The organism is Microbacterium sp. UBA1612 (genome assembly GCF_002321605.1).
GTDB classification, from domain to species: Bacteria; Actinomycetota; Actinomycetes; order Actinomycetales; family Microbacteriaceae; genus Microbacterium; species Microbacterium luteum.
Genome location: NZ_DCMW01000006.1, coordinates 45,812 through 70,906, shown reverse-complemented (window position 1 = coordinate 70,906; position 25,095 = coordinate 45,812). Strand labels below are relative to the sequence as shown.

Annotated in this window: 24 protein-coding genes; 13 read left to right on the top strand and 11 right to left on the bottom strand. The window is 69.3% G+C overall.

Annotated elements, in window-relative coordinates:
• Nucleotides 1-18: 18 nt before the first annotated feature.
• Nucleotides 19-768 (top strand): hypothetical protein, encoded by a 750-nt coding sequence (locus tag B3S45_RS03505; protein ID WP_286717421.1) that lies wholly within the window; start codon nucleotides 19-21, stop codon nucleotides 766-768.
• Between the two features lie 90 nt (nucleotides 769-858).
• On the opposite strand, the gene B3S45_RS03500 is transcribed toward B3S45_RS03505, so the two are convergent.
• The 3 genes from B3S45_RS03500 to B3S45_RS03490 form a co-directional block, all read right to left on the bottom strand.
• A complete protein-coding gene (locus B3S45_RS03500) occupies nucleotides 859-1,773 on the bottom strand; it encodes a glycine betaine ABC transporter substrate-binding protein (RefSeq protein ID WP_286717420.1) in 915 nt (304 codons plus the stop codon).
• A gap of 132 nt (nucleotides 1,774-1,905) precedes the next feature.
• Entirely contained in the window at nucleotides 1,906-2,832 is a 927-nt protein-coding gene (locus B3S45_RS03495) for an ABC transporter permease (RefSeq protein ID WP_071044262.1), read from the bottom strand.
• On the bottom strand, nucleotides 2,832-4,142 hold the full coding sequence (locus B3S45_RS03490; RefSeq protein ID WP_228480877.1) for a quaternary amine ABC transporter ATP-binding protein: 1,311 nt from the start codon (nucleotides 4,140-4,142) through the stop codon (nucleotides 2,832-2,834). Before B3S45_RS03490 ends, B3S45_RS03495 begins: the two co-directional genes overlap by 1 nt.
• Nucleotides 4,143-4,494: 352 nt before the next feature.
• Between B3S45_RS03490 and B3S45_RS03485 the strand changes: the two genes are divergently transcribed.
• From B3S45_RS03485 to B3S45_RS03475, 3 genes are read left to right on the top strand one after another with little or no spacing between them, the layout of a single operon-like run.
• On the top strand, nucleotides 4,495-4,905 hold the full coding sequence (locus tag B3S45_RS03485) for a GntR family transcriptional regulator (RefSeq protein WP_071044261.1): 411 nt from the start codon (nucleotides 4,495-4,497) through the stop codon (nucleotides 4,903-4,905).
• The gene (locus B3S45_RS03480; protein ID WP_286717417.1) at nucleotides 4,902-5,801 is read left to right on the top strand and encodes an ABC transporter ATP-binding protein; all 900 of its coding nucleotides are present in this window, start codon (nucleotides 4,902-4,904) and stop codon (nucleotides 5,799-5,801) included. The genes B3S45_RS03485 and B3S45_RS03480 overlap by 4 nt, the downstream gene beginning before the upstream one ends.
• Nucleotides 5,798-6,493, top strand: a complete 696-nt coding sequence (locus B3S45_RS03475; RefSeq protein ID WP_286717415.1) for a hypothetical protein — start codon at nucleotides 5,798-5,800, stop codon at nucleotides 6,491-6,493. The genes B3S45_RS03480 and B3S45_RS03475 overlap by 4 nt, the downstream gene beginning before the upstream one ends.
• Nucleotides 6,494-6,532: 39 nt before the next feature.
• Here B3S45_RS03475 and B3S45_RS03470 read toward each other — a convergent pair whose 3' ends face one another.
• Together B3S45_RS03470 and B3S45_RS03465 are read right to left on the bottom strand one after the other, a co-directional pair.
• Entirely contained in the window at nucleotides 6,533-7,615 is a 1,083-nt protein-coding gene (locus tag B3S45_RS03470) for an ATP-binding protein (RefSeq protein WP_286717413.1), read from the bottom strand.
• 5 nt (nucleotides 7,616-7,620) lie between these two features.
• A complete protein-coding gene (locus B3S45_RS03465; RefSeq protein ID WP_071044258.1) occupies nucleotides 7,621-7,914 on the bottom strand; it encodes a chorismate mutase in 294 nt (97 codons plus the stop codon).
• Nucleotides 7,915-7,957: 43 nt separating this feature from the next.
• On the opposite strand from B3S45_RS03465, the gene B3S45_RS03460 reads away from it, so the two are divergent.
• Entirely contained in the window at nucleotides 7,958-9,082 is a 1,125-nt protein-coding gene (locus tag B3S45_RS03460) for an AI-2E family transporter (protein WP_075807101.1), read from the top strand.
• Between the two features lie 60 nt (nucleotides 9,083-9,142).
• Nucleotides 9,143-11,017: an alkyl/aryl-sulfatase gene (locus tag B3S45_RS03455; RefSeq protein WP_286717410.1), complete on the top strand. Its 1,875-nt coding sequence runs from the start codon at nucleotides 9,143-9,145 to the stop codon at nucleotides 11,015-11,017.
• A 370-nt stretch (nucleotides 11,018-11,387) separates the two neighbouring features.
• Here B3S45_RS03455 and B3S45_RS03450 read toward each other — a convergent pair whose 3' ends face one another.
• The 4 genes from B3S45_RS03450 to B3S45_RS03435 form a co-directional block, all read right to left on the bottom strand.
• Nucleotides 11,388-12,479 carry a lactonase family protein gene (locus B3S45_RS03450; RefSeq protein ID WP_286717408.1) on the bottom strand — a complete coding sequence of 364 codons (1,092 nt, stop codon included), beginning with the start codon at nucleotides 12,477-12,479 and terminating at the stop codon, nucleotides 11,388-11,390.
• An 11-nt stretch (nucleotides 12,480-12,490) separates the two neighbouring features.
• Nucleotides 12,491-13,774, bottom strand: coding sequence for an adenylosuccinate synthase (locus tag B3S45_RS03445; RefSeq protein WP_286717406.1), 1,284 nt, complete (start codon nucleotides 13,772-13,774; stop codon nucleotides 12,491-12,493).
• Between the two features lie 116 nt (nucleotides 13,775-13,890).
• Nucleotides 13,891-14,838: a PDR/VanB family oxidoreductase gene (locus B3S45_RS03440; RefSeq protein WP_071044255.1), complete on the bottom strand. Its 948-nt coding sequence runs from the start codon at nucleotides 14,836-14,838 to the stop codon at nucleotides 13,891-13,893.
• Nucleotides 14,835-15,674: an MOSC domain-containing protein gene (locus tag B3S45_RS03435; protein WP_286717404.1), complete on the bottom strand. Its 840-nt coding sequence runs from the start codon at nucleotides 15,672-15,674 to the stop codon at nucleotides 14,835-14,837. The genes B3S45_RS03440 and B3S45_RS03435 overlap by 4 nt, the downstream gene beginning before the upstream one ends.
• A 185-nt stretch (nucleotides 15,675-15,859) precedes the next feature.
• On the opposite strand from B3S45_RS03435, the gene B3S45_RS03430 reads away from it, so the two are divergent.
• Genes B3S45_RS03430 through B3S45_RS03405 form a run of 6 tightly spaced genes read left to right on the top strand, consistent with a single transcriptional unit; the run spans nucleotide 15,860 to nucleotide 21,574 of the window.
• Nucleotides 15,860-16,576 (top strand): DUF1684 domain-containing protein, encoded by a 717-nt coding sequence (locus B3S45_RS03430; RefSeq protein ID WP_286717402.1) that lies wholly within the window; start codon nucleotides 15,860-15,862, stop codon nucleotides 16,574-16,576.
• A 48-nt stretch (nucleotides 16,577-16,624) separates the two neighbouring features.
• Nucleotides 16,625-18,118: an ABC transporter substrate-binding protein gene (locus tag B3S45_RS03425; RefSeq protein ID WP_286717400.1), complete on the top strand. Its 1,494-nt coding sequence runs from the start codon at nucleotides 16,625-16,627 to the stop codon at nucleotides 18,116-18,118.
• 51 nt (nucleotides 18,119-18,169) lie between these two features.
• Nucleotides 18,170-19,135 (top strand): ABC transporter permease, encoded by a 966-nt coding sequence (locus tag B3S45_RS03420; RefSeq protein ID WP_286717398.1) that lies wholly within the window; start codon nucleotides 18,170-18,172, stop codon nucleotides 19,133-19,135.
• Complete coding sequence (locus tag B3S45_RS03415) at nucleotides 19,132-20,016, top strand: ABC transporter permease (RefSeq protein WP_286717396.1); 885 nt, start codon at nucleotides 19,132-19,134, stop codon at nucleotides 20,014-20,016. Before B3S45_RS03420 ends, B3S45_RS03415 begins: the two co-directional genes overlap by 4 nt.
• On the top strand, nucleotides 20,013-20,822 hold the full coding sequence (locus B3S45_RS03410) for an ATP-binding cassette domain-containing protein (protein WP_286717394.1): 810 nt from the start codon (nucleotides 20,013-20,015) through the stop codon (nucleotides 20,820-20,822). Before B3S45_RS03415 ends, B3S45_RS03410 begins: the two co-directional genes overlap by 4 nt.
• Nucleotides 20,819-21,574 (top strand): ABC transporter ATP-binding protein, encoded by a 756-nt coding sequence (locus tag B3S45_RS03405; protein WP_286717392.1) that lies wholly within the window; start codon nucleotides 20,819-20,821, stop codon nucleotides 21,572-21,574. The genes B3S45_RS03410 and B3S45_RS03405 overlap by 4 nt, the downstream gene beginning before the upstream one ends.
• A 96-nt stretch (nucleotides 21,575-21,670) precedes the next feature.
• On the opposite strand, the gene B3S45_RS03400 is transcribed toward B3S45_RS03405, so the two are convergent.
• On the bottom strand, nucleotides 21,671-21,868 hold the full coding sequence (locus B3S45_RS03400) for a hypothetical protein (RefSeq protein WP_071044347.1): 198 nt from the start codon (nucleotides 21,866-21,868) through the stop codon (nucleotides 21,671-21,673).
• 88 nt (nucleotides 21,869-21,956) lie between these two features.
• On the bottom strand, nucleotides 21,957-23,249 hold the full coding sequence (locus B3S45_RS03395; protein ID WP_286717389.1) for an APC family permease: 1,293 nt from the start codon (nucleotides 23,247-23,249) through the stop codon (nucleotides 21,957-21,959).
• Between the two features lie 203 nt (nucleotides 23,250-23,452).
• On the opposite strand from B3S45_RS03395, the gene B3S45_RS03390 reads away from it, so the two are divergent.
• A complete protein-coding gene (locus B3S45_RS03390; protein WP_071044247.1) occupies nucleotides 23,453-25,045 on the top strand; it encodes an SPFH domain-containing protein in 1,593 nt (530 codons plus the stop codon).
• Nucleotides 25,046-25,095 lie beyond the last annotated feature (50 nt).

Genomic DNA, 25,095 nt, shown 5'->3' with positions numbered 1-25,095 from the left:
CGCGGATACCATGGCAGGGTGGAGCCGTTCTTCACCTTCCTCGGGAACTACTGGTGGCTGGCGTTCCCACTATTCGGCGTGCTGGCCTCGGCCGGCAGCGCGTGGGAGCGTGGCGCCCGCCGGCGCCACAAGCGGCGGCTCGAGATCATCAAGGCGAAGGGCGAGGTGAAGGCCGCCACGCGCGGCGTGCCGATCTCGGCCGCGCCGACCGCATCCGACGCACCCGCACCGGAGGAGTCGACCGCCAAGCAGCTCGAGAAGCTCTTCGCCGCCCACGACGACGTCACTCACCGGTGGCTCGAGTACGAGCTGGATGTCGCGAAGCTCATCGCCTTCCCCGCGATGAGCGACGGGCGTCAGCCGCTGACGGCGGCGTTCCTCCGCGCCAAGCGCGTGGCCGACAACGCTCGGCCGGCGGCCGCATCCGCGAAGGTCAGCCGCGAGGAGCTGACGGAGTACCGGGATGCCGTGACGGATTACGAGGTCGCGTTCGACCTCGCCGAACGCGACGCGCGGCGCCTCAAGGACTCGACGTTCTCGACGGCCGAGCGCAAGCGTCTCGACACCGCCCAGCAGCTGCTCGCGGTCGCGGTCGACCAGGCGGCGACCCCGGCGGAGCGCCAGGTGGCGTACAAGCGGGTGCGGGAGGAGCTCGACGGCCTCATCTCCGTCTCCGACGACGCCGTCGACCGCCTCGAGAAGAAGGTGGCGCTGGAGATCACACCCGGCACGGCCCCACCGCCGAAGCCCGACGCTCCGGCCCCCTGACCCGCGCATCCGGCTCTCTCGTCCAGCACACGAGAACGGGGCGCCCGGCCGAAGCCGGACGCCCCGCAGGGTCCTCGAGGAGGAACGGGATCAGGAGGTCAGCGAGTCGACCCACTCCTGGTTGTCCGCGATCCACTCTTCGACGACGGGACCGTAGTCGTCACCGTCGTACTCATTGAACATGGCGTTCTCGAGCGAGTAGAGGGTTTCGCTGTCCATCTCGAAGTTCGAGATCCACTCGTGGACCTCGGGGAAGTCGTCGGCGAACGACGTCGCGGCGACGGAGTGGATGCCCTCGGCGTCACCGAGCAGGCCCTCGGGGTCTTCGAGGTCCTTGATCGGGAAGGCGTCGTAGGCCCAGTGCGGACGCCACAGCGTCACGACGATGTTCTCGCCGGCGTCGGTGGCCGACTGCAGCTCGGCGAGCATGGCCGGGGTCGACGACTCGATGAGGTTCATGTCCTCGAGGCCGTAACCCGGAACGACCTCTTCGCTCGTGATGCGCATGAGGCCCGAGCCGGGCTCGATGCCGACGATCTCGTTGCCGAACGCATCGGCGTTCTCGGCGAGCTCGGTCAGCGAGTCGATCGGGGCGTCCTCGTTCACCGCGATGGTGAGGGCAGCCTCGTCGTTCCACGCGCCGAGGTCCTCGAGGTCGTCGCCGTACTCTTCCATGTAGTCGGCGTGGGTGACCGGCAGCCACGTGTCGAGCACGAGGTCGAAGTCGCCGCCGGCGAGACCGGCGTAGACCGGGGCCACGTCGGCATAGGTGAGCTCGACGTCGTAACCCTGCTCGGTGAGGATGGCCTCCCACAGGTACGACGCCGCGATGCCCTCATCCCAGCCGTTGAAGACGGCCAGCTCGATGGCGCGGTCGGCACCCGAGGTGTCGCCGCCCGCGTCGGAGCCGCTGTCGCCCGAGTCCGAGCTGCAGCCCGCGAGCACGAGGGCCGAGGCGCCCGCGAGGGCGATTCCGGTTGCGAGGTGCTTTCTCTTGGTCATCATGTTGACTCCCTCTCCATCCGCGTGCTGTTCGCGGACTGGTCGTGTTGTCAGGCGTCCGTGTCTCGGACGCCTCCGGCGGGCGATGAACCCGCCTGGTCTTGGGTCGCGGTCGCTGTGGCGCCCGCGAGTCGATCAGGCCTGCGCGCCGGCCGGCTGGGCGGTCTCGGCGGAAGCCTGGGTATCCTTTGTCGAGTTGTCGGGCGACGTCTTCTTGCGACGCTTCGCACGCGCCCCACCCTTGTCGGCGAGGGCCGATGTCATGCGGTCGAGCATCATCGCGAGGATGACGATCGCCACACCGGCTTCGAACCCGAGACCGACGTTGATGCGGCCGATGGCACGCGTGATCTCGCCGCCCAGGCCGCCGGCGCCGACGATGCCCGCGATGACGACCATCGACAGGCTGAGCATGATCACCTGGTTGACGCCGGCCATGATGCTCGGCAGAGCGAGGGGCAGCTGGATCTGGCGCAGGATGCGGCCTCTGGTCGCACCGAACGCCTGGCCCGCCTCGACCACTTCGGCGTCGACGCCACGGATGCCGAGCTCTGTCAGCCGCACGCCGGGAGCGAGGGCGAAGAGGATCGTCGCGATCATGCCGGGCACCACACCGACGCCGAAGAAGATGATGGCGGGGATGAGGTAGACGAACGCGGGCATCGTCTGCAGGAAGTCGAGCACCGGGCGCACGAGCCGGGAAACCGTGTCGTTGCGAGCGGCCCAGATGCCCGTCGGCACGCTGATGATGACCGCGATCGCGGAGGCGACCAGCACGAGGGCCAGGGTGTCCATCGCGTTGTCCCACTGGTCGACGAGCACGATGAACAGCAGTCCGAGGGCGGTGCCGACGGCGAGCTTCCATCCCTTGATCCACCACGCGAGCGCGGCGAAGACAAGGATGATCACCCAGAAGGGAGGGGTGATCAGCACCCAGTCGAGCGCCTCGTAGACCACGCCGAGAACCACGGAGATGGCGTCGAAGAGCCATCCGAAGACCACGCCGATGAAGTCGACGATCGCCTCGACCCACTCGCCGAAGGGAAGGCGGAAAGTGTCCATCACACGCCTCCTTCCGTCGGTGCGGACGCCGCCGGGGCAGCCTCCACGGTCGCGAGCGTGCTGTCGAGCTCGCTCGCGGGCACCGAGACCGGCACGTCGATGATCGGGTTCTCCCGCGTGACCGCGGGCACGTTCCCGAGGGCGGCGAGGAGGGTGACACGCGGGATGACACCCATGAGGCGGTTCTTGTCGTCGACGACCGCGATCGGGGCGGGGCTCTCGACGGCGCGCTCCACGATCTCGGCGAGCGGCTCGTCGGGGTGGACGACCGGCTGATCCTGGCGCAAGATGCCGCGCAGGTCGGTGTCGCCGTTCTTCACGGCGCGGATGACGTCGCGGTCGGTCACCGAGCCGATGAACTTGCTGCGGCTCTCCACGACCGACACGGCCCCGACCTGCAGGTCGCGCATGATGCGCAGTGCACCGCGGGCGCCGGCGTGCAGCGGCGTGACGGCGACCGGGGGCTCCATCACCGACGCCGCGGTGAGCACGCGCGTGCGGTCGACATCCTGCACGAACTGCGCGACGTAGTCGTTGGCCGGGTCGGTGAGGATCTCTTCTGGCGTGCCGTTCTGCACGATGCGACCGTCGCGCATCACCGCGATGCGGTCGCCGAGGAACATGGCCTCGTTGAGGTCGTGGGTGATGAAGACGATGGTGCGGCCGAGCTCCTGCTGCAGCTCGATGAGCTGCTCCTGCATCTCGCGGCGGATGAGCGGGTCGAGTGCCGAGAAGGCCTCGTCCATGAGCATGATGTCGGTGCCGGCGGTCAGGGCGCGGGCCAGCCCCACGCGCTGCTTCATGCCGCCGGAGAGCTCGTCGGGCATCGCCTCGGCGCGGTCGCCGAGGCCCACCTTCTCGAGGATCTCCTGCGCCTTCGCCCGGCGCTCATCGCGGCCGACGCCCTGGATCTCCAGCGCGTAGGCGGCGTTGTCGATGACCGTGCGGTGCGGCAGGAGAGCGAAGTGCTGGAAGACCATCGAGATCGAGCTGCGGCGGATCCGGCGCAGCTCGGCGTCGGAGGCCTTCGTCACGCTCTGCCCCTGCACGAGCACGTCTCCGGCGGTGGGCTCGAGGAGTCCGTTGAGCATGCGGATGATGGTCGACTTGCCCGAGCCGGAGAGGCCCATGATCACGAAGATCTCGCCGGGCCTCACGTCGAAGCCGGCGTCGATGACCGCGGCCGTCGCACCCTGCGCCGCGACCTCGGATCGACTCGCACCGTTCTTCAGTTTGTCCACTGCTCCGCGCGCGTTGCGCCCGAAGACTTTGAAGAGGCCTTTCGCCTCGATGGCTAGATCGGATGTCACGTTCGTACCTCAGCGACCGCGCGGGCGGTGCCCACGCATCGGCTTTCGGTTACGTCCGGGTGACGGTCATCGGCGCAGAGCGCAGTACAAGGAGCACCTGCGCAACCGGCGACTCACATCGGGTTCGTCACCAAGACCGTCGACCATACGCTCTGCGCGGGGATTCCCCAGGAATCGACCTGCGCCGACCGCGGACTGGTCGTCATCGGGGCACGAGGCCCGACAAACAGCCTAACCCCAGCCCCCGGGGTGGGGCAAAGACGAACAGCAGAAGGTAACCCCATCGTTATTGACAGGTCACCTCAATCTGTTGCATGGTTAGTTAGTCAACTAATGAACCGAGGGGGCGCAAGTGATCGAAGAAGGCAGGGCGCTGTTCCTGCAGATCGCGGAGAGCGTCGAAGACTCCATCGTCGACGGCAGCCTTCCCGAAGAGGGGCGGGCGCCGTCGACGAACGAGCTCGCCGCCTTCTACCGCATCAATCCGGCCACCGCCGCGAAAGGAGTGAACATGCTCGTCGACAAAGGGGTGCTCCACAAGCGCCGCGGAATCGGCATGTTCGTCGCGCCCGGAGCCCGCGAACGGCTCCTCGACGAGCGCCGCACCGCCTTCGCGGACCGTTACGTCGAACCGCTCCTCGTCGAGGCGCGCAAGCTCGGCCTCGGGCCCGACGACCTCGGCCGGCTCGTGCGCGAGCGAGCCGCCGCATCCGACCAGACCATCGCGACCGACCGAACCGAAACAGGGGGAACCACACCATGACCGCCGTGATCGAGGTCAACGGCCTCACGAAGCGCTATCGCGACACCGTCGCGGTCGACGACGTGAGCTTCACCATCGAGAAGGACACCATCTACGGGCTCCTGGGCCGCAACGGCGCGGGAAAGACGACCGTGATGTCGATCCTCACCGCGCAGAACTTCGCCACGTCGGGTGACGTGACCGTGTTCGGCCAGCAGCCCTACGAGAATGCGCACGTGCTTCAGCGCATGTGCTTCGTGCGCGAGAGCCAGAAGTATCCCGACGACGCCACACCGCTGCACGCGTTCCGCGCCGCGAAGCTGTTCTTCCCGAACTGGAGCCAGGCGCTGGCGGACGAGCTCGTCGCCGCCTTCCGCCTGCCTCTCAAGCGACGCATCAAGAAGCTCTCCCGCGGCCAGCTCTCGGCGGTGGGCGTCATCATCGGTCTTGCCTCGCGCGCCGAGATCACGTTCTTCGACGAGCCCTACCTGGGGCTGGATGCGGTGGCGCGGCAGATCTTCTACGACCGGCTCGTCGCGGACTACAGCGAGCATCCGCGCACGGTCGTGCTCTCCAGTCACCTCATCGACGAGGTCTCCCATCTCATCGAGCGCGTTCTGGTCATCGACGAGGGCCGGATCCTGATGGACGAGAGCACCGACGACGTGCGGGATCGTGCCGCCAACATCGTCGGCGATGCTGCGGCCGTCAACGCCTTCGCAGCCGGCCGCGAGGTGATCCACCGGGAGAGCCTCGGCCGCGTCGCGAGCGTGACCGTGCTCGGCGCCCTCACCGACGACGACCGCCGGCGTCTCGTCGAGGCCGACCTCGAGGTCGCCCCGGTATCGCTCCAGCAGCTGATCGTGCGACTGACGCAGCACGCGTCGAGCACCGCATCCCCGGAGGTGTCGCGATGAACCGCACCCTGAACGTCATCCGTCTGCAGCTGGTGAATCGCCAGACCTACGTCTGGGTGCCTCTCATCGTGCTCACGGGCGCCTTCGTCGTGACCCTCGCGATCTACGCGCTGCTGAGCAGCTCGGGCCTTCCGGGACCGTTCTACGGCGGTAGCGCGCACGCGCCGCTGTGGTACTTCCTGTTCGTCGGTATCCAGGCGCTGACGATGACCTTCCCGTTCTCCCAGGCCCTCAGCATCACGCGACGCGAGTTCTATCTCGGCACCCTCGCCACCGCGACGATCACCGCGATCCTGCTCGCGACGGTGTTCGTGATCGGCGGGTTCCTCGAAGACGCCACCGGCGGCTGGGGCATGAACGGATACTTCTTCCAGCTGACCTGGATCTGGGAAGCGGGATGGTGGGCCGCGTGGCTGTTCTACTTCGCCTTCACGGTGCTGGTGTTCACGATCGGCTTCGCCTCGGCAACGCTCTACAAGCGCTTCGGGCCCCTGTGGGTGGCGCTCGTCTACACGGCGCTGGCACTGCTGCTCGTCGGCGTGATGTGGGTCATCGGGCGCCTCGACGCCTGGGGGCAGGTGTTCACCTGGTTCGCGGATCAGGGGGCGGTCGGAATCACCCTGTGGGGACTGCTGCTGACCGTGGTGCTCGCAGCGGGATCGTTCCTGACCCTTCGTCGCGCGACACCCTGAGGCCGTCCGCCACGATCCGTCCCTCTGCGCCGGTTCCGGTCAGCGCAGGGGGACGGCGACGTCGGAGCCGCCTTCCTCGGTCAGTCGCGCGCCCATCTGCACCAGCACGGGCGAATCGACGAACCCGCCCGCGAACAGGGCCTGCCCCTGCGTGAACGCCGACGAGCGCTCCAGCATCGACGCCGGCGCGTAGCCGAAGACGTCGGCGAGCTCGGCGAGGTCCTTCGGCGAGCTCATCCGCATGAGGGCGAGGTTGTCGCACTGCGACAGGGCGTTGATGTGCACCTTCGACGGGCGCTGCGTCGACAGCAGCAGCCACAGTCCGTACTTGCGGCCCTCGGCGGCGATCTGCACGATCCGTTCCGTGAGCAGCCGCTCGACGGGGGTCGACGGGTCGGGGCGGCAGAGGTTGTGCGCCTCGTCGATCACGATGAGCCGTCCGACGCGCTCCTCGCGGTGCTCCCACAGATGGTCGAGCACGGCGAGCGCGGCAGCCCGCGACTCCGCCGGTGTGGGGAACCCGCCGAGGTCGAGAACGGTCGCATCCGCACGCTCGTCGAGGTGGTCGCCGACGTTGCGTCCGCCCCACGCCCACAGATCCCACTCGCTGATCCCCAGGTTCTCGAGGCGATTGGCGAGCTTGTCGTGCACCGCCGACCCCTTGGCCCGGAGGTGGGCGACGAGGTCGCGGTCGTCGATCGAGTGCACCTCGTCTTCGAGGCGCAGCAGGTGGTTGTACTCGTCGGCGTCGAGGATCGGATCGATCTGGGCGACCGCGGCCTTGGACTTCAGCGGCAGGTTCGTGAACTGCACCCGAAGGTCGTGGTCGCCGTTCCTGCCGAGCACGCGCACGTCGCGCGAGCGCAGCTCGTCGGCGGATGCACGATCCGCGCCCGCCCGCATCTCCCCGAGACGCACGAAGTCCGAATTGGGGTCGAGGATGACCAGGGGAAGCTCGGTCTCGAGCATCACCTGCTCGAGCAGCACGCCGAGCGCGTAGGTCTTGCCCGACCCGCTCTGGCCGCACCAGAACGTGTGGCGGTTGAGCTTGCGGGCGAGCACGTGCGCGTGGGCGCCGTCGCTCGATTCGAGCAGGGTCCCGATGGGGAGTTCGGCGGCCATCGTGGTCAGCGGGCGTCGGCGGCGGCCGTGTGGTGACGGATGACCTCGGCGACGACGAAGTTGAACCACTTCTCGGCGAAGGCCGGGTCGAGGTCGGCCTCTTCGGCGAGGCGTCGGAGGCGCGCGACCTGCTGCTCTTCGCGCGAGGGGTCGGATGCGGGCATCCCGTGATCGGCCTTCAACTCACCCACCTGCTTGGTCGCACGGAAGCGCTCGGCGAGCACGAAGATGAGCGCCGCATCGATGTTGTCGATCGTGGCGCGCAGCCGCAGCAGGGTCTGCTCGGGCGTCTCGGTCATGTCGTCCTCCTCGGCGCGGCGGGCTCAGCAATAGAGTGTGAGCATGACCGAGGTTACCGACTCGCCCGACGACGCCGCGACGCCACCCGCGGCGCCCCCGAAGGAGAGCGAACCGGCGCGCTGGTTCGGACTGCGCAATCCGTTCGCCGTCGGCTTCTACGCCGTGCTCGGCGGCCTCGTCGCGCTCGCGCTGGGCATCGCGGTGACCAACATCGTGACCGTCATCGTGTACATCGCGTTCGCCCTCTTCGTCGCGCTCGGCCTCGACCCGGTGGTGCGCGCGCTCGAGCGCAAGAACGTGTCGCGGGTGTGGAGCATCGTCATCGTCTACTTCGGGTTCGCCATCGTGCTCGCCGGCGTGCTCCTGCTGATCCTGCCCACGGTCGTCGAGCAGATCGCCCAGTTCATCACCGACATCCCCACCCTGATCAACAACTTCATGCAGAGCGACGTCTTCCTCTGGGCGGAGGACAACTTCGGCGACTCGCTCGGCGACATCCTCGGCGAGGTCGAGAGCTTCGTGACCAATCCGAGCAACATCGCCGCCATCGGCGGCGGCGTGCTGCAGGCCGGCATCTCCCTCGCCACGGGCATCTCCGGCGCGATCATCGTGATCGTGCTGAGCCTGTACTTCCTCGCGTCGCTGCCGACGATGAAGCAGGCCTTCTACCGCCTGGCTCCGGCACGCAATCGCGCCGGGATCGCCGACCTCACCGAGCAGATCACCGACTCCGTCGGCGGCTATCTCATGGGAATGGTGATCCTGGCGTTCTTCAACGCGACGTTCACGTTCATCATGTACCTGATCCTCGGGCTGCCCTTCCCCGCCCTGCTCGCGGTCACCTCGTTCTGCATCACGATCATCCCGCTCGTGGGTCCGGTGCTGTTCTGGATCATCGGATCGACCGTCGCGCTGTTCGCCGACCCGCTTCTGGCGCTGATCTTCGCCGCCGCCTACCTCGTCTACATGCAGATCGAGGCCTACGTACTTACCCCGCGCGTGATGAACCGCACGATCTCGATCCCCGGGTCGCTCGTGGTCATCGGCGCCCTCGTGGGCGGCACGCTGCTTGGCCTGCTGGGTGCCCTGGTCGCGATCCCGGTGACGGCCTCGATCCTGCTGATCATCAAGCAGGTGCTGATCCCCCGGCAGGACGCCAAGGTGTAGGTCGCGGAGGGCCTTTCGCCGCTCGCTCGATCGGGCCATGATCGAGGCGAAAGGAGCATCATGACCTCCACAGAGCCCTCGCCCACCATCGCTGCCGAGCACGCGCGGCTGACGAACACGCTTCCGTTCCACGACTCCCGCGACCACGAGCTCGCCGACCGAGGCTTCCTCGGCACGATCGATCCGATGATCATCCGCAACGAGGCGGGCGATGTCGTCTGGGACGGCCAGAGCTACGACTTCCTCGGCGGTGAAGCCCCGACCTCGGTGAACCCGAGCCTCTGGCGCCAGTCGACACTGGTCGCCAAGCACGGTCTCTATGAGGTCGTCGACGGCATCTACCAGGTGCGCGGATTCGACCTGTCGAACGTCACCTTCGTCGAGAGCGACTCCGGCGTGATCGTGATCGACCCGCTGATCTCGGCGGAGACCGCGGCCGCCGCGCTGGCGCTGTATCGGCAGCACCGCGGGCATCGTGAGGTGCGGGCGGTCATCTACACCCACAGTCACATCGATCACTTCGGCGGGGTGTTCGGCGTGACCACCGAGGAGGAGGTGGATGCCGGAGCCGTGGCCGTCATCGCGCCGGACGGATTCGTCGAGCACGCGGTGGAAGAGAACGTCTACGCCGGCACCGCCATGGGGCGTCGCGCCGGTTACATGTACGGCGCCGCCCTGGCCCGCGGACCCGAGGGCCAGGTGGGCGCGGGTCTGGGGCAGACCACGTCGCGCAACGGCACCGTCGGCCTCATCCCGCCGACCCTCACCATCACACGGACCGGCGAGAGTCACGTCATCGACGGCGTGCCGATCGAGTTCCAGATGGCGCCCGGAACCGAGGCCCCCGCTGAGATGCACTTCTTCTTCCCCGGCTACCGCGCCCTCTGCATGGCGGAGAACGCCACCCACAACCTGCACAACCTGCTCACGCTGCGCGGTGCGCTCGTGCGCGATCCGCACGTGTGGTCCCGCTATCTGACCGAGGCGATCGACGTGTTCGCCGACCGCGCCGATGTGGTCTTCGCGTCGCACCACTGGCCAACGCGGGGACACGATGAGATCGTGTCGTTCCTGTCGACCCAGCGCGACCTCTACGCCTACCTGCACGATCAGACGCTGCGGATGCTGAACACGGGCCTGACCGGCACCGAGATCGCCGAGATCATCCAGCTTCCGCCGGCCCTCGAGAACGCCTGGAACGCGCGCGGCTACTACGGCTCGGTCAGCCACAACGTCAAGGCGGTCTACCAGCGGTACATGGGATGGTTCGACGGCAACCCCGCTCGACTGTGGCCGCATCCTCCCGCCGAGCAGGCGAAGCGATACGTCGACGCGATGGGCGGCATCGATCGTGTCGTGACCCTCGCACGCACCGCCTTCGACGGCGGCGACTACCGGTGGGCGGCGACGCTGCTCGATCACGCGATCTTCACCGACGCCGACCACGCCGCAGCCAGGGAGCTGTACGCGCAGACGCTGACGCAGCTCGGCTATGGCTCCGAGAACGGCACGTGGCGCAACTTCTTCCTCTCCGGAGCGACCGAGCTGCAGTCGGGGAGCTTCGGAACACCCCAATCGACGAGTGCGCCGACGATCGTGGCGCAGCTGACGCCGGAGCAGCTGCTCGACGCGTTCGCCATCACTGTCGACGGGCCGAAGGCGTGGGATCTCGACCTCGTCACCGACCTGACCTTCACCGACCTCGGCCGCAGCTTCCGGGTGACGCTGCGCAACGGCGTGCTGATCTACCTCGAGAGGGAGCCGGGATCGGATGCCGCGCTGCACCTGTCGCTGACGAAGGCCCGCATGATCGCCCTCGCCGCCGGTGACACGTCGTCGCCGGGGCTGCAGATCGACGGCGATGCAGGAGTGCTGGAGTCGCTGTTCTCGGTCCTCGACCCCGGCGATCCCGACTTCGAGATCGTGCTGCCTTAGGAGGGGTGCCGGCCCGCGCCGAGCTGTCGCCCGTCCCCGAGGACATCCAGCGCCAGCGAACCCAGACGCCGCCGCTCCCGCGGCTTTCGCCTTGACCCATTCACCTGTCACGCGATGTCGCATCCCCGCCCCATACCGACAACCCTCGGCAACCGAAGCCCCGCCTGCCTTCGTCTTGACCCATTCACCTGTCACCGGATGTCGCATCCCCGCCACATATCGGCAGCCAGCGTCAACCAAACCCGCGCAACCGACGTTCACCTGTCACGGGATGTCGCATGCACGGTCCGAAACGACAACACCCGCCAACCGAAGCCCTTCCGGTCGTTGAGCGAGGAGCGGAGCGACGAGACGAAACGCGGGCCGCGGATCAGCGCACCGGCAGCAGGTGCGTCGGCGAGGGCACCGTCGTGCGGTGCCGGATGCGCCCGGGCACTCCGGTACGCGGATCGAGGGTGAACGAGACCACCTCGTGCGAGCGCTCCCCCTCCACCAGCAGCGTGTCCCGCACCACGACGTGGTTGCGTGGCCACACCACGCCGGTCTCGACAAGCGCCACCGGCTCGAGCGCATCGCCCCCACCCCGCACGCGGAGCACGGCCATCGTGTCGCTGCCACGCAGGCCCGCATAGACGAAGGCGGCGTCGCGCCCCAGCGCGATCTCCGCTCCCGTGTCGCCGGCGAGGCCGCCGAGCGGCACGCCGCCGAGGACGCGCCACGCTCCGGTCGCATCCGGGGCGAGCACGAAGACCTCGCGCGAGAACTCGGTGACGACGTACAGGTGCCCGCTCGGATGCCAGGCCGTGTGCCGAGGGCCGGAGCCGCGAGGAAGCGCGACCTGCTGATGCGCACGCAGTCGCCCGTCGACCGGCCGCCACACCCGCACGAGATCGAGGCCGAGGTCGGTCGTCACGACCGTGCCGTCCGGAAGATAACGGGACTGGTGCGCGCGGGAGGGACGCGCCGAGGGCACCTCACCCGCCTCTTCGGCCGTCGCCCCGAGGACCTGAGTGCGGATGGCGTCGACGTCGGGTTCGGCGTCGTAGGGGTCGGATGCGGCAGGCGCACGACGCGGGTCGGTCGGGCGGCCCTCCGCGTCGAGCGTCATCCGCACCACCGAGCCGTCGCCCCAGCAGGCGGCGAGCAGGCTGCCACCGTCGGGCGCGACCGCGACGTGACACGTCGCTGCGCCGGCCGGAACCGCGGCGCCGAGCGGCACGAGCGTGGAGTCACCGGTGCGGGCGTAGGCCTGCACGGCGCCGGTCTTCTCCAGCGCCGCATAGATGACGTCGCGGGTGGGATGCGCCGCGAGCCACGACGGAGAGTCGGCCGCCACCACGTCGCCGCCGAACCCGAGGGCGCCGTCGACGTAGGCCGTGTCGGCCGAGCCGGCGTGCAGCATCCCTATGCCGGTGGCCTCACCGCCCATGTCGGCGGTGTAGCCGCCCGTGAAGAACCGCATGCGGCGAGCCGTCAGACCAGGTCGTGCCGCACGACGACCGCGTCTCGAGCCGGCCCGACGCCGATCACCGAGATGCGGGTGCCGCTCATCCCCTCGAGCGCGAGCACGTAGTCCTGCGCGTTCTGCGGCAGGTCGTCGAAGTTGCGGGCGCCGGAGATGTCTTCCTTCCACCCGGGGAAGTACTCCAGGATCGGCTTCGCGTGGTGGAAGTCGGTCTGGTTCACGGGCACTTCGTCGAAGCGCGTGCCGTCGACGTCGTACGCGACGCAGACCGGGATGCGGTCCAGGCCGGTGAGGATGTCGAGCTTGGTGAGCACCAGGTCGGTGATGCCGTTGATGCGCGTCGCGTAGCGGGTGATGGGCGCGTCGTACCAGCCGACGCGGCGCGGGCGGCCGGTGGTCGTGCCGAACTCGAAGCCGCGCGAGCGCAGGAAGTCGCCGTTCTCGTCGAACAGCTCCGTGGGGAACGGCCCCGAGCCGACACGGGTCGTGTACGCCTTCACGATGCCGACGATGCGGTCCAGGCGCCCCGGTCCGACGCCCGATCCGGTCGCGGCTCCCCCGGCGGTCGCCGACGACGAGGTCACGAACGGGTAGGTGCCGTGGTCGACATCGAGCATCGTGGCCTGGCCGCCCTCGAAGACGACGACCTCGTCGCGCTTCAGGGCCTCGTCGAGCAGGAGGCCGGTGTCGGCGACCATCGGGCGCAGCCGCTCGGCGTACGACAGCAGCTCCTCGACGACCTCGTCGCACGTGATCGCGCGGCGGTTGAAGACCTTCACGAGCAGGTGGTTCTTCTGGTCGAGCGCGCCCTCGACCTTCTGACGCAGGATGTTCTCGTCGAACAGGTCCTGCACGCGGATGCCCACACGGTTGATCTTGTCGGCGTAGGCCGGGCCGATCCCGCGCCCGGTGGTGCCGATCTGCCGCTTGCCGAGGAAGCGCTCGGTGACCTTGTCGAGGGTGCGGTGGTAGTGCGTGATGATGTGCGCGTTCGCGCTGACCTTCAGACGCGATGTGTCCAGGCCCCGGGCCTGCAGGGCGGTGAGCTCGTCGAAGAGCACCTCGAGGTCGACGACGACGCCGTTGCCGATCACGGCGTTCACGCCCGGGGAGAGGATGCCGGAGGGCAGCAGGTGCAGCGCGTACTTCTCATCGCCGATGACGACGGTGTGGCCGGCGTTGTTGCCGCCGTTGAACTTCACGACCCAGTCGGTGCGGTCACCGAGCAGATCGGTGGCCTTGCCTTTGCCCTCGTCGCCCCACTGGACGCCGACGATCACGATGCCTGGCATGGGAGAGCCCCCTCGAATGGCGGTCCGACGCCGCACGACGCCGGCAGGACGCGCACCGGCGGTGCCACCGTCCCGTCCCAGTCTAGTCAGCCGCACCGACGCGCCCCGCGGCGCTGTCAGGCAGGACCGATGCAGATCTCGCGCTCGGCGCGCGAGACGCAGGTGATGAGGCGGTCGGAGCGTTCGTGGTTCTCCAGCACGATGTCGCGGTGCTGCGCGGTCCCCGAGATCAGGCGCACCCGACACGTCCCGCACGTTCCCGACCGGCACGAGCTCGGAACGGCGATTCCGTTCTCGGTGAGCCGGTCGAGGAGGGAGTGGTCACTGCCGACCGACACGCGTTCGCCGGTCGGCTGCCACACGGCGGTGAAGGGCTGGGCGAACGGGTCGACCGCGGAGACGCCGACGAAGTCCTCGAAGTGCAGCCGCGCGGGACGCCAGTGCATCGTCATGGCCCGCACGGTGCGCATGAGCGGCGCCGGTCCGCAGCAGTAGACCTCGCTGTCGGTGGGGTCGGCCAGGAGTGGCCACAGGTCGAATCGTCGCCCATCGTGCTCGCGGGTGGCGTGCACGACGACATCGGGCGCATTGAGCTCGTCGAGGTAGGCCGCCGCGGATCGGTCTCTCACGAGGTAGACGAGAGTGCTCGCCACCCCCGCCTCCTGCAGGTCGCGTCGCATTCCGCGCACGGCGGTGATTCCCACTCCGCCGGCGATGAGAACCGCCCGGCGCGTCGTCGGATGAAGGTCGAACCCCGTGCTCGGCGAGGAGATCCGCACCGGCGAGCCGGTGGCGGCACGGTCATGCATGCTCACCGAGCCGCCCTCGCCGTCGGCACGGCGATCCACCGCGATCGTGTACGCCCGCGGACGAGCGGCGGTCGGAGCGCACAGCGAGTAGCTGCGTCGATGGCCGCCGGGAGTCTCGACGTCGATGTGCGCCCCGGCCTCGAATGCGGGCAGCGCACCACCATGGGCCGCGGCGAGGGTGAACTCGTCGATCGTCGGGGCCAGACGGCGGCGGCCGGTGACGACGACCGGGATGTCGGTCTCACCGCGGGTCATGGGCGCCCGGCTCCGATCCCGGCGGGAACCGCGACCGGCAGTCCCGGCGCCAGGTCGCCGCCCGAGAGGATGTTCGCGTAGATGCCGAGGTCGGTGTGGCCGTAGTGCTGCTTCAGGAGGCGGGGGATCGGCAGGTCACGCTCGGTCGTCTCGAGGTTCACCTCGGTCGCCGCGCACCGCGCGGCCATCATCTCTCCGCGCAGCACGACCTCGCCCGCGCGGAACTCCTTCCCGATGAGGTCGCGCTCGATCCACGGCTCGCCGAGATCGACGTAGAGGTTGGCCCGGAAGCGTCGCGGGTCCACCTCGTGCCCGATGCGCTCTTCGAGATCACGGATCGACGCGAGGTTGACGAGGTGGCACGCCCACGTCAGATGCTCGGAGACCGAGGCCGTGTAGGAGAAGTTGAAGGTGCGATTCGCGCGGCGCACCAGGCGGGGTCGGTCCGCCTCGTCGAGGTCGAGCACCCGCGCGAAGAAGCGCTCGGCCTCCCGCACGTCGGTGTCATCTCGCAACGACACATCGAGCACGACGTGCTCCTGCACGTGCACACGCAGTCTCTCGGTCTCGGGATCCAGATGCGTCGAGACGCCTGCGAGACGCGGGAAGACCGTCAGCCCGTAGGCCTCGGCGGAGGTGAGCGGTCGGTCGCCTGATGCGGCCTCGGCCGCCTCACGCTTCGGCAGCGCCCAGCACCGGTCGAAGGGGAATCCCCGATCGGGGTCGACGGTCACCCGCTCGAGTCTCTGTCCGGACAGACCGCGGATCGGATAGATGTACAGGTCGCTGACCGCGCCGGCATCGACAAGGTGAGGGGTCGCGGCTGACTCTTCCACCGTCAAAACGGATGAACACCTCGCAGGGATCGACGTCGCCACCATTATCCCGGCATCGGCGCGATGCTCGCGTGCTCGCCGCGACGGCCGGCGGCGGATGGGAATACCCGGCGCTCGCGCCGCATTACCACCCGTGACGGCCGATGTGCCGTTCACCGCCGCACGCGAGAGAATCATCCCCGAACATGTCTGCCTCCGACCATGCCCGCTGGCGCGACCAGCGCGCCCGCACCGTGACCGCCGCCACCGGAAACCTCGCTCTCGTCGAGACCCGCTGGAGCGGCGCCACCCGCCCCGACGTCGACGCCGAGCGGGCCGTCGCCGGCCCGACCGTGACCGTCACCGAGCTCTCGCGCACGTCGATCGACACGGGTGAACCGGAATACGGGCTGCGTCGCTGGGATGCCGATTCCGCGGCGATCCGCGCTTTCGAGCACATCGATGCCTTCGGCTACGACCCGGACTGGGTCATCGAAGGCCGCTTCACCCCGGTCGAGGGCGACGGGTCCGCCCGCACGGTGCCCTTCGAGCACATCCGCGACAACGGCGGCACCCGCGATCTCGTCGTCCCCGGCGACATCCATGTGACGATCCGCGGCGAGGAATTCACCCTCGCGGCCTTCGACGACGGCGGCACGCTGCTGCTCGTGTTCGCCGACGCGACGAACGGGTCGGAGACCTACGGGCCCGGACGATTCCTCTTCGTACCGCGCGATGCCGACGCGGCCGGCGTTGCGGGAACCGTCGTGCTCGACTTCAACCGCGCCTTCGTCCCGCCGTGCGGGTTCTCGGCGCAGTTCAACTGCCCCCTGCCTCCGGCGTCCAACCGGTTCCCCTTCCGGGTGCCCGCCGGCGAGAAGAACGTCGTGTTCCGCGACGGCTTCGACATCTCCGCGGCCTGAGCCGCATCTTCCCCCGCACCACAGCATGCACAGCACTGGAGTATCCGTATGAGAAAGCCCCTGCTCGCCCTGTCCGCCGTCGCCGTCTCGGCGCTCGTGCTCGCCGGATGCAGCACCGGTGGCGACGCCGCCGGCGACGCCTCGTCGGACGACGCCACGATCTCCATCGGCTCGCTGTACGAGCCGCAGAACCTCAGCAACACCCAGGGCGGCGGTCAGGGCGTCACCGAGGCGCTGAACGGCAACGTCTACGAGGGTCTGTACAAGCTCACCGACGACGGCGAGGTCGAGCCGCTGCTGGCCGAGTCGGCCGAGCTGAGCGAAGACGGCCTCACCTACACCGTCACGCTGCACGAGGGCATCACGTTCCACTCCGGCGCACCTCTCACCTCCGCCGACGTGAAGGCCAGCGTCGAGGCGGTCATCGCCGAGGACTCGCAGTCGGCGCGCAAGTCCAGCTTCGGACCCATCAGCGAGATCACCACTCCCGACGACCAGACGGTCGTCTTCGAGCTGTCCGAGCGATCGATCTCGTTCCCCTACAACCTCAGCTACGTGTGGATCACCGGTCCCGAGGCGAGCGCCGAGACCACCGACGGCACCGGTCCGTACACGCTCGACGAGTGGCGCCAGGGATCCACCCTGACGCTGCTGCGCTGGGACGACTACTGGGGCGAGGCCGCGGCGAACGCCGAGGTCGTCTTCACCTACTTCACCGACGCGACGGCCGAGAACAACGCGCTGCTCAGCGGCGAGATCGACCTGGTCACGAGCATCCAGAACCCCGACTCGCTCGCGCAGTTCGAGGACAACGCCGACTTCACCGTCAGCGAGGGCACCTCGACCACCAAGGAGCTGCTCGCCTTCAACGACCGCGTGGCCCCCTTCGACGACGCCCTCGTGCGCAAGGCCGTCTACTCCGCGATCGACCGCGAGCAGCTGCTCACCTCGATCTGGGGCGACTACGGCACGCTCATCGGCTCGATGGTCCCCCCGACCGACCCGTGGTACGTCGACCTGACCGACGTCAACCCGTACGACCCCGAGCTGTCTCGCGAGCTGTTGGATGCCGCCGGCTACGCCGACGGGTTCACCTTCACCCTGGACACGCCGAGCTACGACCCGCACCCGGTCGTGGCCGAGTTCCTCCAGGCGCAGCTGGCCGAGGTGGGCATCACCGTCGAGATCAACACGATCAGCGCCGACGAGTGGTACACCAAGGTGTTCGCCGAGCGCGACTTCGAGGCCACCCTGCAGGAGCACGTCAATGACCGCGACGTCGTCTGGTACGGCAACCCCGACTTCTACTGGGGCTACGACAACGCCGACGTGCAGCAGTGGGTCGCCGAGGCCGAGCAGGCCGAGACGGTCGAGCAGCAGACCGAGCTGCTCACGCAGGTCAACGAGCAGATCGCCGAAGACGCCGCGAGCGTGTGGCTCTACCTCTACCCGCAGATCGTCGTCGCCGACAGCGACCTGTCGGGCTACCCCGTCAACGGCCTGAACTCGCAGTTCTTCGTCTACGACATCGTCAAGAACTGACCCGCCGCCGGTGCCGGGCGCTCGCACCCGGCACCGGCGCATCCTCCCCTCATGCTCATCTACCTGCTGCGCCGTTCCGCCCTGCTCGTGCTCTCGCTCGCGGTGGCGATGGTCGTCATCTTCGTGCTGCTGCGCCTGCTGCCCGGCGACCCCGCGAACGCGCTGCTGTCGGTGGACGCGACTCCCGGGCAGATCGCGGCGGCACGCGCGCAGGTCGGCTCCGACCAGCCGGTGTGGCAGCAGTTCGCCACGTGGTCGGCGCAGCTGCTGCGGGGCGACCTCGGGGAGTCGTTCATCAGCTCGCGCGAGGTCGGCCCCGAGATCTCCGCGCGGCTGGGGGTGACCATCCCGCTGACGCTGCTGTCGTTCGCCCTCGCCCTCGTGCTCTCCCTGGTGATCGGCGTCACCGCGGCGATGAAGGCCGACCGGTGGTACGGCATCGCCCTGTCGGGCTTCTCGCAGCTCGGCGTGGCCGTGCCGGTGTTCTGGGTGGGCGTCATCCTCGTGTGGATCTTCGCGCTGCAGCTCGGGATGCTCCCCTCCGGCGGCTTCCCCCGCGACGACTGGGAGGACCCGGCCGACGCCCTCCGCTCCCTCGCCCTGCCCGTGATCACGATCGCGTTCGTCATGAGCGCGTCGCTGTCGCGCTACGTGCGCTCGGCGACGGTCGACGTGCTGGGCAGCGACTACCTGCGCACCGCCCGCGCCGGCGGGGCGAGCATGCGCGAGGCGCTGCTCCGGCATGGTGTGCGCAACGGCGCCGTGCCCGTGATCGCCGTGCTCGGCATCGAGCTGTCCACGACACTGCTGGGCGCCGTCGTCGTGGAGAGCGTGTTCACCCTTCCGGGGCTCGGGAACATGCTGCTGACCGGTATCGAGCAGCACGATTTCGCCAACATCCAAGGCGTGCTCGTGGTCAGCACGCTGTTCGTCGTGCTGGTCGGCTTCGCCGCCGACATCGCTCAGCGCCTCATCGATCCGCGTCTGCGTACGAGCATCTCGGGGAACCTGCGATGACCGCGCCCGTGCAGACCGCTTCCGGACCGGCCTCCACCGCGCCGCGAGCCGCTGCCGCGCGCCCGCCGCGGCGCCGGCGCGCGACCCTCGTCATCGGCCTCGTCCTCACGGCGACGGTCGTCGTGGTCGCCCTCGTGTCGCTCGTGTGGCTGCCCTATCCCCTCACCGACATCAGCGGCGGACGCCTGAGCGCTCCCAGCCCCGCGCATCCGCTCGGCACCGATCGCCTCGGCCGCGACCTGCTGTCGCAGCTGATGGTCGGCGCCCGCATCGCCCTGGCCGTCGGGGCCGGCGCCGTTGCGATCGCCGCCGTCCTCGGCACCGCGATCGGCCTCGCCGCCGCCTTCGCGCGGCCGTGGCTCGATGACACCCTCTCGGCCGGGCTCGACGTCGTGATCGCCTTCCCGGTGCTGCTGCTGGCGATGCTCGTCGTCGCCGTGCAGGGTCCGTCGCTCGGCTCCGCGATCCTCGCGATCGGCCTCGCGATGTCGGCGGTGATCGCTCGCCTCACGCGCATCCTCTCGCGTCGGGTGCTGCAGGAGCAGTTCGTGACGGCCGCACGCACGAGCGGCACGCGAACCGCCGGGATCGTGTGGCACCACATCCTGCCGAACATCGCGCCCACCCTCGCGGTGAGCCTCGCGCTGCAGTTCGGCGTGGCCGTGCTCGCCGAGGCGAGCCTGTCGTACCTGGGACTGGGCGCACCTCCGCCGAACGCGTCGTGGGGCCGGATGCTGCAGGAGGCGCAGGGCACCGTGCTCACCGCCCCGGTCGGGGCCATCGCGCCCGGCGTCGCGGTGATCGTGCTCGTGCTCGGGGTCAACTTCCTCGCCGACGGCCTGCGCGATGTCGCCGATCCGACGAGACGGAGGGGCCAATGACCCTCCTCGACGTCTCGCATCTCACGCTCCGCGCCGGCGACACGACCCTCGTCGACGACGCGACCTTCGCCCTCGGCGCCGGCGAGCGCGTCGGCCTGGTCGGCGAGTCCGGCTCGGGCAAGTCGATGACCGCCCTGGCCGTCCTCGGCCTCCTTCCCGATGCCGTCGTCGCGACCGGTTCCGCCCGGCTCGACGGACACGAGATCGTCGGATCGACGGATGCCGCAACGCGCCGCCTGCGCGGCCCCGTCGCCGGGATCGTCTTCCAGGAGCCGCTGTCCGCCCTCGACCCGCTCATGCGCGTGGGTCGACAGATCGCCGAGCCGCTCCGCCGTCACCGCGGTCTGCGCGGTGCGGACCTGCGCGAGGCCGTCTCCCGCTCGTTGGCCGACGTCTCACTCGTCGAAGCGCGGATCGTGCGGGCCTACCCGCACGAGCTGTCCGGCGGGCAGCGCCAGCGTGTCGCGATCGCGATCGCCCTCGCCGCCGACCCGCGTCTGCTGATCGCGGACGAGCCGACCACGGCGCTGGATGTGACGGTGCAGAACGACGTGCTCGCTCTCCTCGAGCGCCTGGTCGCCGAGCGCGACATGGCCCTGCTGTTCATCAGCCACGACCTCGCCGTCGTCTCGCGCATGGTCGATCGCGCCCTCGTGCTGCAGCACGGACGCGTGGTCGAAAAAGGCGCCGTGGGCCACGTGCTGCGCGACCCGCAGCATCCGTACACGCGTGCGCTCGTCGACAGCGCCCGCTATCTCGACGCCGCACTCGATGCGACCCCCGGGTCAGGAGGTGACTCGCCATGACCCTTCTCGCCCTCGAGAACGCGGCATTCGGCTACGGCGCCACCCCGGTGCTCGACGACGTCTCCCTCTCGGTCGGAGCCGGCGAGGCGATCGGCCTCGTGGGAGAGTCCGGTGCCGGCAAGTCCACCGCGCTGCGGCTGCTGCTCGGTCTCGACTCACCGGACGCCGGCCGCGTCGTGTTCGACGACGCTCCGCTCGATCGCCGCGACCGACGGCTCATGCGCCGTTTCCGTCGCACGGTGCAGCCGGTGTTCCAGGACCCGTACTCGTCCCTCGACCCCCGCCAGCGCATCGACCGCATCGTCGGGGAGCCGCTGCGCTCCCTGCGGATCGCGTCGGGCGACCGTGCACGCGCATCCGTCGCCGAGGCCCTCGCCTCGGTCGGCCTCGACGCCGACACGATGCGGCGATACCCGCACGAGTTCTCCGGGGGTCAGCGCCAGCGCATCGCGATCGCGCGCGCCCTGGTCTCGCGCCCGCGCGTGCTGCTCGCCGACGAGCCCGTCTCGGCGCTCGACCTCACCACCCGTGTTCAGGTGATCGACCTGCTCGCACACCTGCGCCGCGAGACCGGGCTCGCCCTCGTGCTGGTCTCGCACGACCTCAGCGCCGTCGCCGCCGTCTGCGAGCGCACCGCGGTGCTGCGCGACGGGCGCATCGTCGAGCAAGGAACGACGGTCGACCTGCTCACTGCGCCGCGCACGGCATACGCCAGGCAGCTCGTGGCCTCGGTCCCGCGTCTGCCACGCTGACCTCGCGCACCGCGCACCACGCGTTCGCCTGTCACCATCGGTCGCTTCAGCGCGCAGTGAGGGCGTTCAGTGACAAGCGAAGGCGAACTCGCCGACTCAGCGGCCCCGCGGCGGGATCTGATCCACGCCGTGACGGTTGGGCTTGTCGGGCTCGGCGGCCGTCTCGGGCGAGACACCGGCCTCGCCCTCGGGGGCGCCGCCGTCGGGATACGTCTCCTGGGGAACGTCGTGCTCGCGCTCGTCGCGCGGCGGGAGGTGGTCCTTCGGCTGTGGGAGGTCGTCTTCATCGCTCATGCCGTCACGATCGACCACCTTCCGCTTCGGTGCCAGGGGGTTGCGCGCGCCCGGCTCCCGTGTTTTCCTCGCGCGTCCGGCGAGGTGCTCAGGCGGCGTCGGCGCGGGAGCGGGCACGCACCGTGATGATCTGGGCGAGGAAGATCACCGCCGCAACCGCCGCGGCGATCACGACCGTGAGCAGATCGCTCTGCACCTTGAAGATCGTGAACGGGACCAGGATCGCCAGGTCGAGAATGATCGTGATCGCCGGCAGCCACGGCTTCGCGTCGATCTCGTCGCGGAGATGACGGATGACGCCCAACTGCACGGCGATGTCCATCGTCAGGTAGAGGAACGCACCCATCGACGCGATCTGCGTGAGATCCAGGAAGGCCGTCGCCACGATCGCGAGGCCGGCGGTGATGAGAAGCGGCTGCCGCGGGATGCGATCGGGCAGCGCGGGCGCCTGCCGCATGTCCTGCAGCATCGCGTACAGGCGCGACACGGAGTACAGGCTCGCGAGCAGACCGGAAAGCGTCGCGACCACGGCGATCGCGACCGTGATGCCCACGCCCCACGCGCCGAAAAGCGGCTCGGCAGCCTGGGCGAGCGCGTAGTCGCGCGCATCCACCGCCCCCTCCGCGCCGATGCTCGCATCCACCGACAGGGTGATGAGCAGGTAGAGCACGGTGCAGATGAGGATCGACAGCACGATCGAGCGACCGAGGTTCCTGCTCGGGTCGCGGATGTCATCGCCCTGGTTCGTGATCGTGGTGAACCCCTTGTAGGCGAGCACGCACAGCGTCGACCCGGCCAGCAGGCCCCACAGGCCGGATGACTCGCCCGAGCCTTCGCTCGAGAAGAGGCCGCCGGACGCGGCGGCGCCGATGAGCCCGGCGACGGCGAGCACCGCGATGCCGAGGATCTTCAGCACCGCGGTGGTGGTCGCCGAACCCTCGACGAAACGATTGCCGACGAGGTTCACGATCGTCGCGGCGACGATCGCGGCGATCCCGAGCACGGGCACGAGGACGGGGGAGTCCTGCAGCCCGAACGGACGCAGCAGATAGGTGCCGAAGGTGCGCGCCAGCAGGCTCTCGGCCACCACCATCGAGACGTACATGAACAGCGAGAACGACCCGGCGATCACGCCTGGGCCGTACGCGCCCTTGAGCAGCATCGCGATGCCGCCCGACGACGGGTTGACGCTCGAGTACCGGATGTAGGAGTAGGAGCTGACGCCGGCGACGACCGCGCCGATGAGGAACGCCAGCGGGAACCACGGACCGACGATGCCCGCCACCTGTCCGACGAGGGCGAAGATCCCCGCGCCGATCATCACGCCGGTTCCGAGGGAGATCGATCCGACCAGCGAGATCTTCTTCGTGTCCACTGCCATGGATTCCTCTCGCGTCGGGTGCCGTGCACGCGGAACTCATGCCGCGCCGCCGACCACGCTAACGTGCGGGAGGCGGTCGGGCGGACCCGCTTGCGCGCGGACAGGTACCGCGTGCTACAGAAAGGGGGCGCGGTGGCGGCGGCGTTCTGGCAGGGTGTGAGCGGGTGCGCACAGCCGGCGCACCCTTCTCAATGGGGGGTTTCATGGAAGTCGCCGGATTCGTCGGCATTCTCATCATCGTCGGGATCGCGGTCGTCGCGGTCATCATCGTCGGCCTCATCCTGCTGCTGTTCGCACGCAGCTGGATCAAGGTCGCCCGTGCCGATGAGGCGCTGGTCATCTCGGGTCGCAAGCAGAAGGTGCAGAGCACCGTGCTGGATGCCGACGGCTCCAGCCGTTCCGAACTCTCGGAGTCGCCGGTGACCGTCATCGTCAACGGCAAGTCGCTCGTGAACCCGATCACGCAGCGGCACGAGATCATCTCGCTGCGATCGCGGCAGGTGATGCTCAACGCCGAGGCGCAGTCGCTCGACAATGTCACCTTGAACGTCGACGGCGTGGCGATCGTGAAGATCGGCTCCGATCCCCTGTTCGTGCGGCGCGCCGCCGAGCGCTTCGCCTCGCAGGACGCCGCGATCGAGCAGTTCACGACCGAGCAGCTCGAGGGAGCCCTCCGCGGCATCGTCGCGACGCTGTCGGTGGTCGAGCTCATGCGCGAGCGCAAGAAGTTCTCGGATCAGATCGCCGCCGACGTCTCGCACGAGCTGGCCGAGCAGGGTCTCATCCTCGACTCGTTCCAGATCAAAGGCATCACGGACTCCGTCGGGTACATCCAGTCACTGGGCTCGCCGGAGATCCAGGCCAAGCGTCAGGCCGCCGAGATCGCGCAGACCAACGCCGACCGCGCGATCAACCAGAAGAACATCGCCAACGACGAAGCGAACCTCATCGAGCAGACCGCGCTCGACACCAACACCGCCAACGCGGCGGCAGGTGTCGGTCGCGCCCGCGCCGAGGCGGAGCAGGCCGAGCAGCTGGCGCGCGCGAAGGCCGAGCAGGCGGTGCTGCAGCAGCAGGCCGAGAACAAGCAGGCCCAGCTCGACGCCGACGTCAAGCGCGTCGCCGATGCGCAGCGCTACGAGGCGGAGACCCGCGCACAGGCCGACCTCTACACGCGCGAGCGCTCGGCCGAGGCCGCCGCGATCGAGCAGGTCAAGCAGGCCGAGGCGCGCACGCGCATCGCCGAGCAGCAGGCGGAAGCCGACAAGGCACGCGCCGCCGGTGAAGCAGCGGCCGCCGAGGCGAAGGCCGCCGGTGAGGCCGGCGCGCTGCGCGCCCGCGCCGATGCCGAGGCCGAGGCACGTCGCCTCACCTCGCAGGCCGAGGCCGGAGCGATCCGTGCCGAGGGTGAAGCCCGTGCCGCGGCCGTCCAGGCCGAGGCGGAGGCCATCGCGTCGAACCAGGAGGCGTTCCTGTCGCAGCGCGTGCTCGAGGTGCTGCCGGCCATCATGACCGAGTTCGCCAAGGGCTACGCCGCGATCGGCAACGTGTCGATCATCGGCGGCTCCGGCGACGACGGCGCATCAAGCGTCATCGGCGGCGACAGCGCAAAGGCGATGCGATCCGTCTTCGACAGCGTCGAGGCGGCCACCGGCATCGACCTCGCCGCGCTCATCCAGGGCCAGACCTTCGGCCGCGGCGTCGGCGAGGGCCTCGCCGAGGCGACGACGAGCCGGGAGCAGGCGCCGCCCGCGTCGCCCACACGCGCGAAGCCCGCGGACCCCGACGGCGAGTGACCCTGGCCCCGTGACCCTGGCCCGAGAGACCCCGGCCGCGTGACCCCGGC